This window comes from Streptomyces sp. TLI_185 (assembly GCF_003814765.1).
In the GTDB taxonomy this organism is placed as follows: Bacteria; Actinomycetota; Actinomycetes; order Streptomycetales; family Streptomycetaceae; genus Streptomyces.
Genome location: NZ_RKRB01000001.1, coordinates 4,166,150 through 4,182,651 on the forward strand (window position 1 = coordinate 4,166,150; position 16,502 = coordinate 4,182,651).

Consider the following 16,502-nt stretch of genomic DNA (forward strand, 5'->3'; position numbering starts at 1 on the left):
AGCCTGCGGGCAATCGTGCCGCCTAGGGCGGCTCCCGTCCCAAAGAGAGGCGGCACCCCGCCGCGCCGAGCTGCGCACCGCCCTGGCCGGCCCCCCTCGGCCGGCAGCTCAACGCAGGGCTTCGGCAACCTCCCGCGCGGCGTCAACCACCCGCGGCCCGACCCGCTCGGGCACCGCATCGGCCAGCATCACGACACCCACGCTGCCCTCGACCCCCGTAACACCGAGCAGCGGCGCCGCGGCCCCACTGGCCCCGGCCTCCAACTCCCCATGGGTCAGCGTGTACCCGGGCTCGCCCACCGGCTTGGCCCGCGCAGCAAGAATCGCCTTGCCCGCGGCCCCCCGGTCCAAGGGGTGTCTGAACCCGGCCCGATAGGCCACGTGATAGTCCGTCCACGTCGGCTCGACGACGGCCACGGCCAGTGCATCCGCCCCGTCCACCAGCGTCAGATGGGCCGTCGCGCCTATGTCCTCGGCCAGTGACCGGAGCGCCGGCAACGCGGCCTCCCGCACCAGCGGATGCACCTGCCGGCCGAGCCTGAGCACACCCAGCCCGACCCGGGCGCGGCCGCCCAAGTCACGCCGTACGAGGGCATGCTGTTCCAGCGTGGCCAGCAACCGGTACACCACGGTCCGGTTCACGCCCAGTTTGTTGGAAAGCTCGGTGACGGTCAGCCCGTGGTCCGTATCGGCCAGCAGCTTGAGGACACGCAGTCCTCGGTCGAGCGTCTGAGAGGTCTCCGCGGTCACGACGCCCACTCCTCCAAGTGGTGAGGTCGGCGACCTCCGCGCGGCGGTGCGTCACCGAGTCCCGTCGACGACGCGCAACAGAGGCCGCCGATCGGCCGGCGGCCCGGCCTGTGCCGGGCCGCGTCGCTTCACGGCTGCGCTCCGCGGCGGCGCTGCCACGGGGCGTGTGCGTAGCCGGACAGTAGCGAAGGGAGTTCGCTGAGCGGAAGGCTCCGTCCAGAATCCGGGCACATACGGGGAGGGAGTACCTCCGTATGTCCCGATACGTACGGCGTGAAAGGTCCGGCGCGCAACGCCCGTCACTTCATGCGCGTGGCCCACTCCTGCACCTTGGCGATCCGCTGCCGCAGCTGTCCCGCCGTGGCCTCGGCGCTCGGCGGGCCGCCGCAGGTGCGGCGCAGTTCGGTGTGGATGACGCCGTGGGGCTTGCCGCTCTGGTGGACGTACGCGCTGACCATCGTGTTGAGCTGCTTGCGCAGCTCCATCATCTCCTTGTGCGAGACAACCGGGCGCCGCTCGGCGGGCAGCTCCAGCAGGTCCGCCTCGGCGTCCGGCTTCTTGCGGCTGTGCGCGATCTGCCGGGCCTGCCGCTTCTGGAGGAGGAGCTGCACCTGATCGGGTTCGAGGAGCCCCGGAATACCGAGGTAGTCCTGCTCCTCCTCGCTTCCCGGGTGAGCCTGCATACCGAACTCGGCGCCGTCGTAGAGCACCCGGTCGAAGACGGCGTCGGACTCCAGCGCCTCGAAGGAGAACTCCTCCTGCTCACCGGTGTCCTCGTCCTGCTCCTTGTTCGCCTCCTCCATCTCCTTCTCGGATTCGGCGTACGGGTCCTCCTCGCCCTCCTTCTTCGGCTTGTCGAGGGCGTGGTCGCGCTCGACCTCCATCTCGTTGGCGAAGGTGAGGAGGTCAGGGACGGTCGGGAGGAAGACGGAGGCGGTCTCGCCGCGCCGCCGAGACCGCACGAAGCGGCCGACAGCCTGGGCGAAGAAGAGGGGAGTGGAGATGGTCGTGGCGTACACGCCGACGGCGAGCCGGGGCACGTCGACGCCCTCGGACACCATCCGCACGGCGACCATCCACCGGTCGTTGCTCTCGCTGAACTCGTCGATCCGCTTCGAGGCGCCGGCGTCGTCGGAGAGGACGAGGGTCGCCTTGTTGCCGGTGATCTCGCGGATCAGCTTGGCGTAGGCCCGTGCGGAGTCCTGGTCGGAGGCGATGACGAGGGCGCCCGCGTCCGGGATGGCCTTCCTGACCTCGGACAGCCGCTGGTCGGCGGCGCGCAGCACGCTGGGCATCCACTCGCCGCGCGGGTCCAGGGCGGTCCGCCAGGCCTGGCTGATCGCGTCCTTGGTCATGGGCTCGCCGAGCCGGGCGGCGATCTCGTCACCGGCCTTCGTGCGCCAGCGCATATTGCCGCTGTAGGAGAGGAAGATGACGGGCCGCACGACGTGGTCGGCGAGCGCGTTCCCGTAGCCGTAGGTGTAGTCGGCGGCGGACCGCCGGATCCCGTCGTTTCCTTCCTCGTACGTGACGAAGGGGATGGGGTTGGTGTCGGACCGGAACGGAGTGCCGGTGAGCGCGAGCCGCCGCGTGGCCGGCTCGAAGGCCTCCAGACAGGCCTCGCCCCAGGACTTGGAGTCACCGGCGTGGTGGATCTCGTCGAGGATGACGAGCGTCTTGCGCTGCTCGACGCGGTTGCGGTGCAGCATGGGCCGCACACCGACACCGGCATACGTCACTGCGACGCCCTGATAGTCCTTGCCGAGCGGGCCCGCGCTGTACTCGGGATCGAGCTTGATGCCTATCCGCGCGGCCGCTTCCGCCCACTGCTTCTTCAGGTGCTCGGTCGGCGCGACCACGGTCACCTGCTGCACGACGTGATGGTGCAGCAGCCAGGAGGCGAGCGTCAGCGCGAAGGTCGTCTTGCCGGCGCCGGGGGTGGCCACGGCGAGGAAATCACGCGGCTGCTCCTGGACATACTTCTCCATCGCCCCCTGCTGCCAGGCACGCAGCTTGCTGGCGGTGCCCCAGGGGGCGCGGCCGGGGAAGGCGGGAGAGAGGTGGTGGGAGTGCGAGGCAGAGCTGGCGGCGGTGGTAGTCACGGTCTCCGTGTGGGTGGTCGGGCGGCTCGGCTGGGTATGACAACCGGGCCACCCTACCGGCGGGCCGACCGGGTCAACGCGCGGACGAGGCCGCGACGCCCACGGGTGGGACTCACGTCACATCGCGCCGTGGAGTGCCCTCAAACGGAGAGCGATCAGCGCCACGTCCTCCAGGCCGCCGGACGCCACCTCGATCACGAGCTTGTACGCCTCGTCCTGGTCAACGTCCAGCATCTCGGTGCCGTTGACGTCGAGAAAGACGACGGTGCACATCCACCCCATGCGCTTGTTGCCGTCCACCAGCGGATGGTTCAGGACCAGCGACTGAAGCAGTGCCGCAGCCTTCTCGAAGAGGTCCGTGTACGCCTCCACGCCGAACATCTGCGACTGGGGACGATGGACGGCCGAGGTGAGCAGACCCAGATCACGCACGGCAACCTGTGTCTGCCCTCCGCACGCCAGCTCCGCCAGGTCCAGGACTTCCTGGACCGTGAGGTACTTCATCTACTCCCCCAGCCTCCGCAGCAGATCCGCGTGACTCGCCGCGTACTTCGCCCCCAGCCGACGGACGGTGGCGCGGTCCGCTTCCTGCTCCAGATACCGGTCGATCGCTTGAAGCACTATGGCGTGCATGCTGCGCCCCTCCTCCTCGGCACGCAGCTTGAGCGCCTCCTGCTGGTCGTCGCGCAGACGAAGGTTCATAGCCATACCATGACGGTACCACTATTGGGGCCACTTTGGTACCGGACGGATTGCCTGCAATCGCGTACTCACCCAAGCCTGCCGCCGCCCATTCATGAACGCCGTATGGCAGTCCCGTTGCAGCCCCCGTGTTTCCCTTGAGCCCCCTCCCGGCCCCGCCGTACGGTCGTTTCACCGAGTTCGGAACGGAGCCCCAGCCTCCACCCCGACACGGCCGTGTGCCCGAGTGGCTTAGGGACTCGCCTGCAAAGCGAGGTACGTGGGTTCAATTCCCGCCACGGCCTCCATGGCCTTCACCAGGCAACGAAAGGGCGGCATCCGCTGAGGGTGCCGCCCTCACCGTGTCACAGGACGCCGCCCGCCTCGTCCTGGAACGCCTCCGTCCAGTAGTGCCGGCCCGGCTCCGTCGTGAGGGCGGTCGGGTCGATGCTCGACAGGGTGTGGATCATCGTCGTGGCCAGCTGGTCGTGGGCGTCGGTCGTCAGCTCTCCCGCCAGGTCCTCGTCGATGGCCTTCTCGCGGTGCAGGAGCCAGAGAGTGAAGGCCAGGGTGGAGACGTCCGTGTTCAGCGGGTACAGGGTGGCCTCGGGCTCGCTCCAGTTGAGGACCGCGCCTGTTTCGCCGTCGATGACCAGGCTGTTGTCCTCGATGAGGTTGCCCAGCCGTATCAAGTGGGAGGCCCTGTGCGGGAGCCGGGCGGGATCGAGGCCGTGGGGGCCCTGGTAGGCGTAGTGCTCGGCCAGGGTCGGCAGGGGGACGTCCGTGTCGAGGTGGAAGAGCACGCCGTCCTCAGGCAGACCCGTATCGCGCAGGAAACGGCGGGTCGGCTCGTGCGTGAGAGTCGAGGGGAAGTCGACGTCCTCGAAGCGCCAGACCTTGCCGTGGCCGAACTCCCGGTCCAGCAGGCGGGTGGGGAGGTCGAGAGCGAGTCCGCAGCCCGTTCCCGGACCCGCCACCAGGGACAGGGGGCGGATCAGGGCCGCCATCTTCCAGAACGGCGGCACCCCGCCGTCCGTACCCTCCTCGAACACCGCCAGCAGGTGGCGTGACGCCTCCGCCGCGGCCTTCGGTCCGAAACGGCCGGCGTAGGACGCGAACTGGCCGCGCAGCCCTGCCAGTTCGTCCGCCGCCGTCGCGAACCGCACCAGGGTGCCGAGCGACGGTGCGAGCGGGCGGCTGTCCATCAGGTCGGGGCGGTCGTGCAGGAAGTACGTCGTCGCGATCTCCCCCGTCGCGCCGTCGAGCAGCACCGACTCCGTCTCCAGGCCCCGGGGGTCCAGCAGCGCCCCTATGACCAGCTGGTCCCGCAGCTCCGCCGCCAGGCGGCCGTCGGGGTCGCCGGTGGAGTCCCCGACCGTCCGCAGGCCCTCCCGGCACAGCTCCTCGAAGGTGAACAGGCCGCTGTCGCCCGGCAGTCCGGGCCCCGTCAGCCAGCGGCGCGACGCCGCGTGCGTGACGTACGGATCGAGTTGGTCCTCGGTCAGTGTGATCACCGCCGTGGCGGCACTGGTCGTGCTCATTGCATCCCCCGCATGTGCTTCGTCACATGTGCCTCGGCGCATGTGTCTGCTCACAGTCCCCGTGCAGGGCGCGGCCGGGCATGTGCCGCTGTGCCGTACGACTCCGGCAGCCGTTCCCCACTGCCCAGAACACTACGCCCCGCCACTGACAACGCCGCGGACCACAGGACGCTCAGCACACCCTCGCCCGTTCCCGCCCCGCGAGGATCGCGTCCACCGTCTCCCCCACCGTCAGCTCCGAGCTGTCCAGCCACAGCCCGAGCCGGGGGGGTGCCCGCGCGCAGCGCCCCGTCCAGGTCCTCGACCGACCAAGCCCCGTACCCGCTCTTCGCCCGCCCCGCCTCCCGCGCCGCCACGGCCTCAGGACTTGGAGCCAGTACGACGACGAAGAGGGGACGAGAACGCACCAGCTGACGTACGAGCTCAGGTCGTCCCCCAGCACCACGTCCTGGACCACCGCCGTGAACCCGGCCTCCGCGTACGTGTCCGCCGTCGCCGCCGACAGTCGCTACCGCAACCGGAGCTGGGCCTCGCCCTCGCCGCCGGCCCCTGGGACGTACTCCTCCCGCCCGGACACGATCATCCGCCGGAAGACATCACCGCGGACATGCGCCGCACGAGGCAGCCTCCCCCACTGCCTCAAGGACGTGGGGGGACCCCCATGGCCAGCGCCTGCGCGACCGTGGACTTCCCGGCCGCCATCACGCCGGTGATCAGCACCACGCCGCGCATCACAAGTCACGCCTCACGGTCTACGTGAAGTACACGCCACCCAGCACGACCGCCAGCGCCGCCACCATGAACACCAGCACCCACACCAGCAACTTGCCGACGCCGGGCACCGGTTCGTACCGCTGCTCGTCCTCGGGCCCGGTCTCCTGGGCCGTCACTGGGAGGTCACCACTGCGGCCTGTGGTCTTATCGGCAGCCGGTTCACCGGGCGACCCGTGGCTGCCCTTACGGCGGAGGCGATGGCCGCCGGGGACGTCACCACCGGCACCGCGCTGACCGCCTTCGCGCCGAAGGGGGCGACCACGTCGCGTTCCTCGACGAGCTTGACGATCCGGATGTCGGGCGCGTCCAGGGCGGTCGGCAGGGCGTAACCCGTCAGGTCGGGGTGGCGGATCAGCCCGCGCGCGGTGCGCAGGTTCTCCGTCAGCGCGATGCCCACGCCCTGGGTGACGCCCGCCTCGATACGGGCGGCCAGCTGGGCCGGGTTGAGGACCCGGCCGACGTCCTGGGCGAGGGCCAGTTCCACGACCCGTACCGAACCGAGCTCGATGTCGACGTCGACGACCGCGCGGATCGCGCAGAACGCCATGCCGACGAAGGCGTCGCCCTGGCCGGCCTCGTTCAGCGGCTCCGTGGGGTGCGGTCTGCACTGGGCCGTGGCCCACAGTTCCTTGCCGTCCATCGCCTCGGTGACGGTGGTCGACAGGACACCGTCGTACGAGGTGATCTTGCCGTCGGTGATCTGGAGCAGCTCGGTCGACATGCCGAACTTGTGGGCCAGGGGCTGCAGTAGCTGCGTGCGGACCATCTTGGCCGCCCGTTCCACTGCGCCGCCGGACACCCACGTGTGCCGGCCGCGGCAGCCCGCGCCGGCCGGCGGCTGGTCGGTGTCGACGGGCGCCACGTGCACCTCGTCGATGCCGAGGGTCTCCTGGACGATCTGGCGGGCCAGCGTGGTGAATCCCTGACCGGTCTCGACGGCCGCGCAGAGCACGGTCGCGACGCCGTCGTGGACCTTGACGGTCGCGGTGGAGACCTCGTCGGCGCCCTCCGCTCCGAGCATGTGCACCATGCCCAGGCCGTAGCCCACGCCCCGCCGCACCGCGCCCGGTTCGCCCGCGCCCTCGGGGCCGCCTGGCAGCAGCCACTCGTCCTCGGGGGTGTCCTTGGGCAGCGCGGGGAGCGGGAAGTCGCGGACGGCCTGCAACAGCTCCGCCACCGGGGCCGGGCAGGTCACCGTCTGGCCCGTCGGGAGTACGTCCCCGGTGGCCATGGCGTTGCGCAGGCGCAGTTCGGCCGGGTCCATGCCCAGCTTCTTCGCCAGCTTGTCCATCTGGGCCTCGTACGCGGCGCAGACCTGCATCGCGCCCTCGCCGCGCACATGGCCGGAGGGCGGGTTGTTGGTGCGTACGGCCCAGCCCTCGATGAAGGCGTTCGGGACGACATAGGGGCCGCAGGCGAAGCCGACGGCGGCCGCGAGGGCCTCGGAGGACGTGTCGGAGTACGCGCCCGCGTCGAGGAGGATCTGCGCCTCGACCTTCACCAGCCTGCCCTCGGCGTCGGCGTGGTGGCGGTAGCGAAGGAGGGTCGGGTGACGGTGGGTGTGCCCCAGGAAGGACTCTTCGCGCGTGGCGGTGAGTTTCACCGGGCAGCCGGTCTTCAACGCCAGCAGGCCCAGCGGGAGTTGGAAGCCCTGGTCCTCACGGTCGGCGGTCGCGCCGGGGACCCCGGTGACGACGATCTTGACGCGTTCGGGTTCGAGGCCGTAGCAGGCGGCAGCGGTGTCGCGGTCCGCGTGCGGGTCGGTGGAGGCGAGGTACAGCTCGACGCCGCCGTCGGGGCGGGGCACCGCGAGGCCGGCCTCGGCGCCGATGGGGGCCGGGTCCTGGCGGCCGATGCGGTACTGGCCCTCGACGACGATCTCGCCGGCCGCGTCCGGGTCGCCGTGGCGCAGCGGGATGTGCCGGATCAGGTTGCCGTCGGGGTGCAGCGGCTCGGCCTCGAAGGCCTGCTCGGGGTCGGTCACCGGGTCGAGTACCTCGTACTCGACGATGACGGCCGCGGCGGCCATGCGCGCGGTGTCCGGGTGGTCGGCGGCGACGGCGGCGATGGGCTCGCCGTGGTGGCGTACGACCTCGGAGGCGAACACGGGCCGGTCGGCGTTGCGGCGGCCGTGGCGGGCGGTGCCCGGCACGTCCTCGTGCGTGACGACGGCCCGTACACCGGGCATCTCGCGCGCGTGGGACGTGTCGATGGACACAATGCGCGCGTGCGGGTGCGGGGAGCGCAGTACGGCGGCCCACAGCAGGCCCTCGGCCCACAGGTCCGCCGCGTACGGGAACGTGCCCTCGGTCTTGGCGCGGGTGTTGGCGGCCGGCAGGGAGGCGCCGAGGCCGTGCGGCAGCTGCTCGGGGGCGGGTGCTGCCTCCGCGGCGGTGGTCGCGGTGGCGGCTTCGTTGCTCACGCCTGGCCTCCGTCCTGTCCGTACGCCTGGTCATGCGGTCCCTGCGGCGCGGGGAACCCGGGTGACTCGAACGCCGACGCGTTGACACCCCCGGCTCCAGGGCCCGCCTGGTGAGGGATACGTGCCTCGTCGCCGTCATGTTCGGAAGCGTCGCCTTCGGAGTGCGCCTCGCGTTCGGCGACGACCTCCTGAACGGCCTCCACGACGCCCCGGTAGCCGGAGCAGCGGCACAGGTTGCCGCACAGGGCCTGGCGGGTCTCCAGCTCGGTGGGCGCCGGGTTGCCCTCCAGCAGGTCGTGCACGGTCATCGCCATGCCGGGCACGCAGAAACCGCACTGCACGGCGCCGCACCGGGCGAGCGCGCGCTGCACGTCCGAGGGCTGCCCGTCGACGGCGAGGCCCTCGACCGTACGGACCTCGCTGCCGGCGGCGGTCACGGCGGGCACCAGGCAGGAAGCCACGAGGCGTCCGTCGACCTGGACGTTGCAGGCCCCGCACTCGCCCTGGGAGCAGCCGTCCTTGGCGCCCGCGAGACCGAGCCGCTCGCGCAGCACGTAGAGCAGCGACTCGCCGATCCAGGCGTCCGAGACGGGGCGTTCCACGCCGTTGACGCGCAGGACGTAGGAGGCGAGGGGGTGCTCCTCGCCGGGGGGCGGCGGGGCCTCGTCGGCGGCTTCGGTGTCGGAACCGTCGGACGCGTCCGGGGCGACCGGAGTGTCCGAAGTGTCCGGAGAGTCGGGCGCGTTGGAGGCGTCGGGTCCGGCCGGCGTCCGCGCGGACGGTGCGGTGCCGTCCGGCCCGGCATCCGCCGCGGGCTCCGGGAGCGGCTCCACGGCCCCCTCAGGCGCCCCTGCAGCCCCCTCGGCACTCTCTGCCGCCCCGGCGGCCTCATCGGGCTCGTGCGCGGGCTGTGAGGCGGCTGCGGCGGATTCGGCGGGCGTCTCCGCATAGGCGTCGGCGGTCGGAGCCCCGTACTCGTCGGTCTGAGGGCGGGGGTGCTCGGCGGTGTGCGCCCGCGCGGCCTCGGGCTCGTGTGCGGCGGGGTCCTGCTCCACGGGCGCATGGGCGGCGGCGTGCTCGGCAGACCGGCCGTCGGTGTGGGCCGGAGGCTGTTCGTACGCGTGCCCCGCACCGGCCGGAGTCTCGGCGCCGTGTTCGCGCGCGAGCCCGGAGCCGTCCTCGGGCGCCGTCGGCTCCTCGGTCTGCGGCTGCCCCCAGGGCTGCCCCGCGGCCTCCGTCGCCCAGGGGGCGGGGGCGCCGCCCGGGAGCGTGGCCGGCGGCGTGCCACCCCACTGCTGCACCAGGGACGACGTGGTGAACTCGCCCGATTCGTCCGGAAGGTCGCCCCCGGCCACGGGGATCGACCACTGCCCGGTCACATCGTGACCCGGCGCGGGGGCGGATTCCTGGGGCGCCGTCTCCCCGAAGTTCCACTGCTGGGTGGCCGCGGGGTTGTACGTGAACCGGTCGCCCGTGGTGTCCTGCGGCACGGCGTTGGGGTCGGGCCACTGGGCGCCGTCGGCGGGCACGGCCCAGTTCCCGGTCGCCGCCGGGTCGGTCCCCGCGGCCGAGCCGGGGTCGGCCGTTATCGGCGGCGGCACATAGCCGTGGCCGGGCGCCGCAAGGGGACTGTCGGCGGAGGCCAGGAGGGCGTCGATGCCCCCTTCGGGGAGTTTGACGAAGGCGGTGGCGCCGTCGTCGTAGTCACCCTGGGGCAGCGGGTCCCAGCGGCCGCCGCCGTGGGGGGTGCCCTCTCCGTGCTGGTCGTCGGTCACGACAGCGCCCTCCCCAGTGCTCGTCGGGCCAGCGCGGCGACGGTGCGCCGCAGGTGCAGTACGGCGGGCGGAAGCTGCTGGACGGTGCCGTCCGGTTCGGGAACGGGGTCGGGGATGCAGGCCGCCGCGACGTACTCCCCGAAGGCGGTCAGCGCCTCCGGGACGATCGTCCGGCCGTTGTCCCAGTCGATGAGCCGGGCGACCCACTGCTCGGCGTCCAGAGGCCTGAGCGGCATCGGCGCTATGGCACCGACGGCGCACCTGACTCCGCGCCGGGCGGGGTCGAGGACGAGCGCGACGGACGCGACCGCGCGTCCGGGGCCGGTCCGGCCGGTCGCCTTCAGGAAGACCTGCGGCGCATGCAGCAGCGGCACGCGCACGTACCCGATGAGTTCGCCGGCGCGCAGCATGTCGACCGCGGCCAGCAGGTGCGACACCGGGATCTCCCGGCGGACTCCGCCCGGGCCCGCGATGATCAGTGTCGCCTCCAGGGCGGCCAGCACCGGCAGCGCGTCCCCGGTGGGGGACGCCGAGGCGATGTTGCCGCCCAGGGTGCCCGCGTTGCGGATCTGCGGCGGGCCCGCCGCGCGCGCGGCGGCGGCGAGCGCCGGGATCAGGGCCGCGAAGTCCGGGCGCCCCATGCGCGCGTGCGTGAGCCCGGCGCCGAGCAGAGCGTGTCCGTCCTGGTACTGCCAGCCGCGGATCTCGCTGATCCTGCCGAGACCGACCAGTGCGGCGGGCCTGAGCTGCCCCGAGTTGACGGCGGCCATGAGGTCGGTGCCGCCGGCCACCGGGACGGCGGCGGGCACGGCGGTGAGTGCCGCCACGGCCTCGTCCAGTGTCGTGGGCAGCGTGACGGCCTGCGCCGCCTGCGGTGCGTGCGTGGTCAAACCGGCTGCCCCTTCCCGCTGCCCCACCTGGTCCCACCTGTGTTGCCGTACGGTACGTGCTGACAGGGCGGACGTGGCAACTCTGGCACATCTTCGCAAGGCCCGAAGACGGGGGTCCGCTAGGAGGCATTCGCCCACTTCACCAGGGAGATGGTCCGTTTTCGTACGGCATCACCGGTGCGCGCGAATTGCCACTCTTCGGTGATGCTTACGACGTTTTTGCCTTACCTGTTCGGGAGCTCACTTACCTGTTCGGGGGCGCCCCGTCCAGCGGCCGCCCGAGCACGCCGGGACGCTTCTGCCACGGCAGGGGCCCGGTCGGCGGCCGGTAGCCCACTCCCAGGGCGTCAAGTCGCCGGTAGTGGGCGGTCATCCGCCGCTCGAAGTCGGCGAAGTCCCGTTCCGCCGGGGCGGGAAGCGCACTCCAGGCCACCTCCGAGAAGGCCGAAAGCCGCGGGTACGTCTGGTAGTCCACCCGTGCGGGGTCCTCCATCACCTCGGTCCACACGTTGGCCTGTGTGCCGAGCACGTGTGCGGCCTGGCTCGGGGTCAACTCCGGTGGAACGGGCTCGAACCGGTAGACGTCCTTCAGGGTGCGCACATAGCCGATCGGTACCGGCTCGTCCTCGCCCGCCGCCTGGCGGTGGTCCAAGTACACGTACTGCTCGGGGCACATGACCACGTCGTGACCGGCCCGGGCCGCGGCGACCCCGCCCTCGTACCCGCGCCACGAGGACACGGCCGCGCCCTTCGCCAGCCCGCCCTCCAGGATCTCGTCCCAGCCGATGAGCCTGCGCCCGCGCGCGGTCAGCCATGTGTCGAAGTGGCCGATGAACCACGCCTGCAGCTCGTCCTCGTCCGCGAGCCCGAGCTCCTTGATGCGGGCCTGCGCGGTCGGCGACTGCCGCCACTGGTCCTTGAGGCATTCGTCACCGCCGACGTGGATGAACTCCGACGGGAACAGGCCGAGGACTTCCTCGAACACCCCCTCGTAGAAACGCAGGGTGTTGTCAGTGGGGGCCAGTACGTTGGCAGAGATCCCCCAGTTGTCCCAGACGGAGAGGGCGGTGCCCCCCTTGACGGATGCAGTGATGACGTCGGTGTTGCCGAGTTCCGGGTATGCGGCGATGGCGGCCTGCGAATGGCCGGGTACGTCGATCTCGGGGACGACGGTGATATGCCGCTCGGCGGCGTAGGCGACGATCTCGCGGATGTCGTCCTGGGTGTAGAAGCCACCGTGCGGCTTCTCCTCCCACAGCGGTGAGGCCCGGTGGCCGGATTTCGTGCGCGCCCGCCATGAGCCGACCTCGGTCAGCCGCGGGTACCTCTTGATCTCGACGCGCCAGCCCTGGTCGTCCGTCAAGTGGAAGTGGAAGACGTTGAGTTTGTGCGCGGCCATCAGGTCGAGGTGGCGCAGGACGCCTTCCTTCGGCATGAAGTGCCGGGCGACGTCGAGCATGAGGCCGCGCCAGCGGAAGCGGGGAGCGTCCTCGATCGTGAGGTGCGGCACGACCCAGGTGCGGTCGCGGTCGAGCGGGGCCCTGCGGTGGGCGTCGGGGCCGAGGAGCTGCCTCAGGGTCTGGGCGCCCCAGAAGACACCGGCCGCGCTGCCGCCCTCGATGAGGACGCCGTTCCGGTCGCTGACGAGGCGGTACTCCTCGGGACCGAGCTCTGGGTCGAGCCGGAGCGCGATGCCGTCGCCGTCGGTCTCGTCGCGTTCCCGGCCCTCCCGCAACGGCAGTCCGGTGGCCTGCCACAGGACGGTGCGCAGCCAGCGGCCGACGCCCTCCGTCGCCGTACCGGCACAGAGCCGGGAGTGCGCCGTCAGCCGCACCTCGCCGGCAGCGGCGACGACGACGCTGCGGGGCGCCGGAATCAGTTCCGTCTCTGAAGTCACGCCAGTCCTTTACCGCTCCGCCCGGCCCGGAGACCAGCCGTCGCTGTGCGCGTACGAAGAACACCAGCACCGGAATCGTCATCATCGCGGAAGCGGAACGCCGCTGCTGTCGCAGGTTCCACGCCTCGGTCCGGGCCGTCGGCGCCTCTGCACACGACCGAGGCCCCGAAGACGCGCCGAAACGCGCCCGGGGCCTCGCCAAGCTCAAGCCGGAGGCGGGATCACCAGCCTCGGGCCGCAGGCAGGACTACTTGTCGCCGTCCTTGCCCTTGTCGCCGCCGGCGCCCATGGACTCGTAGATCTCCTTGCACATGGGACACACGGGGTACTTCTTCGGGTCGCGGCCGGGCACCCACACCTTGCCGCACAGCGCCACGACGGGGGTCCCGTCAAGGGCGCTGGCCATGATCTTGTCCTTCTGGACGTAGTGGGCGAAGCGCTCGTGGTCGCCGTCGCCGTGGGACACCTGTGGCGTCGGCTCTACGAGGGTCCCCGTACCAGTCCCGCGCTCGGGCTCAAGAGTGCTCATAAATGCCAAGGGTACTGAAGGTCACACGGATCAGTTGAGCGACGGGTCGTCCGGATATGTGGCCACCATCGCCAGTTCGTTGCGCTGGCGGCGCAGCACCTCGCGCCAGAGTCTTTCCGGGGACGGCGAGGAGACGTCTCCGGGTTCGGACTCGACGACGTACCAGGCGCCCTCGACCAGCTCGTCCTCCAGCTGGCCGGGGCCCCAGCCGGCGTATCCGGCGAAGATCCTCAGGGACCCGAGAGCCGAGGCCAGCAGCTCGGGCGGTGCCTCCAGGTCGACCAGACCGATCGCGCCGTGCACTCTGCGCCAGCCCAGCGGCGACCCGTCGACGGTCGCGCCGCCAGGGATGACGGCGACCCCCAGGGCCGAGTCCAGTGACACCGGGCCGCCCTGGAAGACGACGCCGGGTTCACCCGCGAGATCCGCCCAGCCCTCCAGGATGTCGCCGACGTCCACCGGGGTGGGACGGTTGAGGACGACACCGAGGGAGCCCTCCTCGTCGTGGTCGAGAAGGAGCACCACCGCACGGTCGAAGTTCGGGTCCGCCAGGGCGGGCGTTGCCACGAGCAACCGCCCTGTGAGCGAGGACACCTCGGTCATGGCAGACATGATCCCGCATCTTGCCTCCGCGTGGGGAGGCAATGGCGGTTAGCGGGTGAATGCAGCTCAGGGAGGAATGAAGCACCCTGGGGGCGCGAGAGGGCCGGTGACCCCATGTGCCCGCCAGGGAACGGTTCGTGTTGTGACACAGCTATGACGTAGCTGGGCCGTCCTTGGGCTTACAGAAGGGGGGTGGGCGGCGATTACCCTTTCCCTTCTGGCCCCTGCCCCACTCATCGGAACGCGAGATACATGACCGTCAACGACGATGTCCTGCTTGTCCACGGCGGAACCCCGCTGGAGGGCGAGATCCGTGTCCGCGGTGCGAAGAACCTCGTACCGAAGGCAATGGTCGCCGCCCTGCTGGGCAGTGAACCGAGTCGACTGCGCAACGTTCCGGACATCCGGGACGTCCGTGTCGTACGCGGACTGCTGCAGCTGCACGGCGTGACGGTCCGTCCGGGTGAGGAGCCGGGCGAGCTGGTGATGGACCCGTCCCACGTGGAGAGTGCGAACGTCGCGGACATCGACGCGCACGCGGGTTCCAGCCGTATCCCGATCCTGTTCTGCGGTCCGCTGCTGCACCGCCTCGGGCACGCGTTCATCCCGGGTCTCGGCGGCTGCGACATCGGCGGCCGGCCGATCGACTTCCACTTCGAGGTGCTGCGGCAGTTCGGCGCGCGCATCGAGAAGCGGGCGGACGGGCAGTACCTGGAGGCGCCGCAGCGGCTGCGCGGCACGAAGATCCGGCTGCCGTACCCGTCCGTGGGTGCGACCGAGCAGGTGCTGCTGACGGCCGTCCTCGCGGAGGGCGTCACGGAGCTCTCGAACGCGGCCGTGGAGCCGGAGATCGAGGACCTGATCTGCGTCCTGCAGAAGATGGGCGCCATCATCGCGATGGACACCGACCGGACCATCCGCGTCACGGGTGTGGACCGGCTCAGCGGTTACAACCACCGCGCCCTGCCCGACCGCCTGGAGGCCGCCTCCTGGGCGTCCGCGGCGCTGGCGACCGAGGGCAACATCTACGTCCGCGGCGCGCAGCAGCGCTCGATGATGACGTTCCTGAACACCTACCGGAAGGTGGGCGGTGCCTTCGAGATCGACGACGAGGGCATCCGTTTCTGGCACCCCGGCGGCCAGTTGAAGTCCATCGCGCTCGAAACGGACGTGCACCCGGGCTTCCAGACGGACTGGCAGCAGCCGCTGGTGGTCGCGCTGACGCAGGCGACGGGCCTGTCGATCATCCACGAGACGGTCTACGAGTCCCGCCTCGGCTTCACGTCCGCGCTGAACCAGATGGGCGCTCACATCCAGCTGTACCGCGAGTGCCTGGGCGGCTCGAACTGCCGCTTCGGCCAGCGCAACTTCCTCCACTCGGCCGTCGTCTCCGGCCCGACGAAGCTCCAGGGCGCCGACCTGGTCATCCCGGACCTCCGCGGCGGCTTCTCGTACCTCATCGCCGCCCTGGCGGCCCAGGGCACGTCCCGCGTCCACGGCATCGACCTCATCAACCGCGGCTACGAGAACTTCATGGAGAAGCTCGTCGAGCTCGGCGCGAAGGTCGAGCTTCCGGGCAAGGCGCTCGGCTGACGACCCGCCCTCGACCCCGGCCGGCTGCAACGCCCTCCGGCTGGGGGTCCGGGGGTTATCCCCCGGATAGAAACAGCATGGAGAAGCTCGTCGAGCTCGGCGCGAAGGTCGAGCTTCCGGGCAAGGCGCTCGGCTGACGACCCGCCCTCGACCCCGGCCGGCTGCAACGCCCTCCGGCTGGGGGTCCGGGGGTTATCCCCCGGATAGAAACAGCATGGAGAAGCTCGTCGAGCTCGGCGCGAAGGTCGAGCTTCCGGGCAAGGCGCTGGGATAACCGCAGCAGCCGTACGAACGTTGATGGGGCGGTCACCCGAGTCCGGGTGACCGCCCCATCGGCGTTGTGGCGAGCGCCCGAAAGGGGCGCGGGGCCGTATCGACATGCGGCTCCGCCGCGCGGGCGCGACCAGCCACGGCCGTCCCGTCAGCCGAGAGACGGCCCTCAGCCACCAGCGCTCGAAGCGGAGCGCTTACTTGCCCTTCGCGGCTTCCTTCAGCTTGCTGCCCGCGGAGACCTTGACGCTGTAGCCGGCCGGGATCTGGATCGGGTCACCGGTCTGCGGGTTGCGCGCGGTGCGAGCGGCACGGTGGGTGCGCTCGAAGGTCAGGAAGCCGGGGATGGTGACCTTCTCGTCGCCCTTGGCGACGATCTCGCCGACGGTCTCGGCGAACGCGGCCAGCACGGCGTCGGCGTCCTTGCGGGTCACCTCGGCGCGGTCGGCCAGCGCGGCCACCAGCTCACTGCGGTTCATGTTGTTACTCCCGTGTTCTTCTTGCCGTTTGAGGCGTGCCACGCGGCGGAGCCGCATATCGGGCACGGTGAAGCCGATGCTGCCAGGGTCCTCGGAGAGGCCCCGGGCCCGGGTCCGTGGTCAGACCCCTCGCGCCCAGGGACGCATCCTGCCCCTACCTGCGGCGCGAAAGCCAATCCGGCACCCGCAGGAGTCG

At 71.2% G+C, this 16,502-nt stretch carries 14 protein-coding genes, 1 tRNA gene and 2 pseudogenes; 2 read left to right on the top strand and 15 right to left on the bottom strand.

All coding sequences use genetic code 11. From position 1 onward, the window contains the following. Positions 1-108 precede the first annotated feature (108 nt). The 4 genes from EDD92_RS19070 to EDD92_RS19085 all read right to left on the bottom strand — a co-directional run bounded on the left by EDD92_RS19070 (position 109) and on the right by EDD92_RS19085 (position 3,554). Positions 109-750 (bottom strand): IclR family transcriptional regulator, encoded by a 642-nt coding sequence (locus EDD92_RS19070; protein ID WP_030943546.1) that lies wholly within the window; start codon positions 748-750, stop codon positions 109-111. Positions 751-1,049: 299 nt separating this feature from the next. Further along, positions 1,050-2,852 (bottom strand): DEAD/DEAH box helicase, encoded by a 1,803-nt coding sequence (locus EDD92_RS19075; RefSeq protein ID WP_123965449.1) that lies wholly within the window; start codon positions 2,850-2,852, stop codon positions 1,050-1,052. 117 nt (positions 2,853-2,969) lie between these two features. Next, positions 2,970-3,356, bottom strand: a complete 387-nt coding sequence (locus EDD92_RS19080) for a type II toxin-antitoxin system death-on-curing family toxin (RefSeq protein WP_123965450.1) — start codon at positions 3,354-3,356, stop codon at positions 2,970-2,972. Then, positions 3,357-3,554: an Arc family DNA-binding protein gene (locus tag EDD92_RS19085; protein WP_123970449.1), complete on the bottom strand. Its 198-nt coding sequence runs from the start codon at positions 3,552-3,554 to the stop codon at positions 3,357-3,359. 212 nt (positions 3,555-3,766) lie between these two features. Here EDD92_RS19085 and EDD92_RS19090 point away from each other — a divergent pair. Next, positions 3,767-3,841 (top strand) — tRNA-Cys (locus EDD92_RS19090). 57 nt (positions 3,842-3,898) lie between these two features. Here the strand turns inward: EDD92_RS19090 and EDD92_RS19095 are convergent. The 10 genes and pseudogenes from EDD92_RS19095 to EDD92_RS19130 all read right to left on the bottom strand — a co-directional run bounded on the left by EDD92_RS19095 (position 3,899) and on the right by EDD92_RS19130 (position 13,964). Next, positions 3,899-5,074, bottom strand: coding sequence for an SUKH-4 family immunity protein (locus tag EDD92_RS19095; protein ID WP_123965451.1), 1,176 nt, complete (start codon positions 5,072-5,074; stop codon positions 3,899-3,901). Positions 5,075-5,246: 172 nt separating this feature from the next. Continuing rightward, a pseudogene (locus tag EDD92_RS51160) lies at positions 5,247-5,806 on the bottom strand (phosphotransferase). Positions 5,807-5,826: 20 nt separating this feature from the next. Next, positions 5,827-5,964 (bottom strand): hypothetical protein, encoded by a 138-nt coding sequence (locus EDD92_RS49890; protein ID WP_185124061.1) that lies wholly within the window; start codon positions 5,962-5,964, stop codon positions 5,827-5,829. Then, positions 5,961-8,270: a xanthine dehydrogenase family protein molybdopterin-binding subunit gene (locus EDD92_RS19105; protein ID WP_123965452.1), complete on the bottom strand. Its 2,310-nt coding sequence runs from the start codon at positions 8,268-8,270 to the stop codon at positions 5,961-5,963. Before EDD92_RS19105 ends, EDD92_RS49890 begins: the two co-directional genes overlap by 4 nt. Next, on the bottom strand, positions 8,267-10,045 hold the full coding sequence (locus EDD92_RS19110) for a 2Fe-2S iron-sulfur cluster-binding protein (RefSeq protein ID WP_123965453.1): 1,779 nt from the start codon (positions 10,043-10,045) through the stop codon (positions 8,267-8,269). The genes EDD92_RS19105 and EDD92_RS19110 overlap by 4 nt, the downstream gene beginning before the upstream one ends. Then, positions 10,042-10,935: a xanthine dehydrogenase family protein subunit M gene (locus tag EDD92_RS19115; RefSeq protein WP_123965454.1), complete on the bottom strand. Its 894-nt coding sequence runs from the start codon at positions 10,933-10,935 to the stop codon at positions 10,042-10,044. Before EDD92_RS19115 ends, EDD92_RS19110 begins: the two co-directional genes overlap by 4 nt. Positions 10,936-11,179: 244 nt before the next feature. Further along, positions 11,180-12,832: a beta-N-acetylhexosaminidase gene (locus EDD92_RS19120; protein ID WP_123965455.1), complete on the bottom strand. Its 1,653-nt coding sequence runs from the start codon at positions 12,830-12,832 to the stop codon at positions 11,180-11,182. Positions 12,833-12,836: 4 nt separating this feature from the next. Beyond that, positions 12,837-12,929, bottom strand: a pseudogene (locus tag EDD92_RS52435) (carbohydrate ABC transporter permease); the annotation flags it as partial. A gap of 150 nt (positions 12,930-13,079) precedes the next feature. Continuing rightward, positions 13,080-13,361, bottom strand: a complete 282-nt coding sequence (locus EDD92_RS19125; protein WP_078912757.1) for a DUF3039 domain-containing protein — start codon at positions 13,359-13,361, stop codon at positions 13,080-13,082. Positions 13,362-13,391: 30 nt separating this feature from the next. After that, on the bottom strand, positions 13,392-13,964 hold the full coding sequence (locus tag EDD92_RS19130; RefSeq protein ID WP_123970450.1) for a YqgE/AlgH family protein: 573 nt from the start codon (positions 13,962-13,964) through the stop codon (positions 13,392-13,394). Between the two features lie 252 nt (positions 13,965-14,216). On the opposite strand from EDD92_RS19130, the gene murA reads away from it, so the two are divergent. Beyond that, the gene (gene murA, locus EDD92_RS19135) at positions 14,217-15,557 is read left to right on the top strand and encodes a UDP-N-acetylglucosamine 1-carboxyvinyltransferase (protein ID WP_123965456.1); all 1,341 of its coding nucleotides are present in this window, start codon (positions 14,217-14,219) and stop codon (positions 15,555-15,557) included. A 467-nt stretch (positions 15,558-16,024) separates the two neighbouring features. Here murA and EDD92_RS19140 read toward each other — a convergent pair whose 3' ends face one another. Then, entirely contained in the window at positions 16,025-16,306 is a 282-nt protein-coding gene (locus EDD92_RS19140; RefSeq protein ID WP_007382399.1) for an HU family DNA-binding protein, read from the bottom strand. Positions 16,307-16,502: the final 196 nt, after the last annotated feature.

Coding starts and splice junctions, on each gene's coding strand:
- EDD92_RS19125 (WP_078912757.1), bottom strand. CDS start 13,361: ATGAGCACTCTTGAGCCCGAGCGCGGGACTGGTACGGGGACCCTCGTA.
- murA (WP_123965456.1), top strand. CDS start 14,217: ATGACCGTCAACGACGATGTCCTGCTTGTCCACGGCGGAACCCCGCTG.
- EDD92_RS19140 (WP_007382399.1), bottom strand. CDS start 16,306: ATGAACCGCAGTGAGCTGGTGGCCGCGCTGGCCGACCGCGCCGAGGTG.
- EDD92_RS19080 (WP_123965450.1), bottom strand. CDS start 3,356: ATGAAGTACCTCACGGTCCAGGAAGTCCTGGACCTGGCGGAGCTGGCG.
- EDD92_RS19095 (WP_123965451.1), bottom strand. CDS start 5,074: ATGAGCACGACCAGTGCCGCCACGGCGGTGATCACACTGACCGAGGAC.
- EDD92_RS19085 (WP_123970449.1), bottom strand. CDS start 3,554: ATGAACCTTCGTCTGCGCGACGACCAGCAGGAGGCGCTCAAGCTGCGT.
- EDD92_RS19130 (WP_123970450.1), bottom strand. CDS start 13,964: ATGACCGAGGTGTCCTCGCTCACAGGGCGGTTGCTCGTGGCAACGCCC.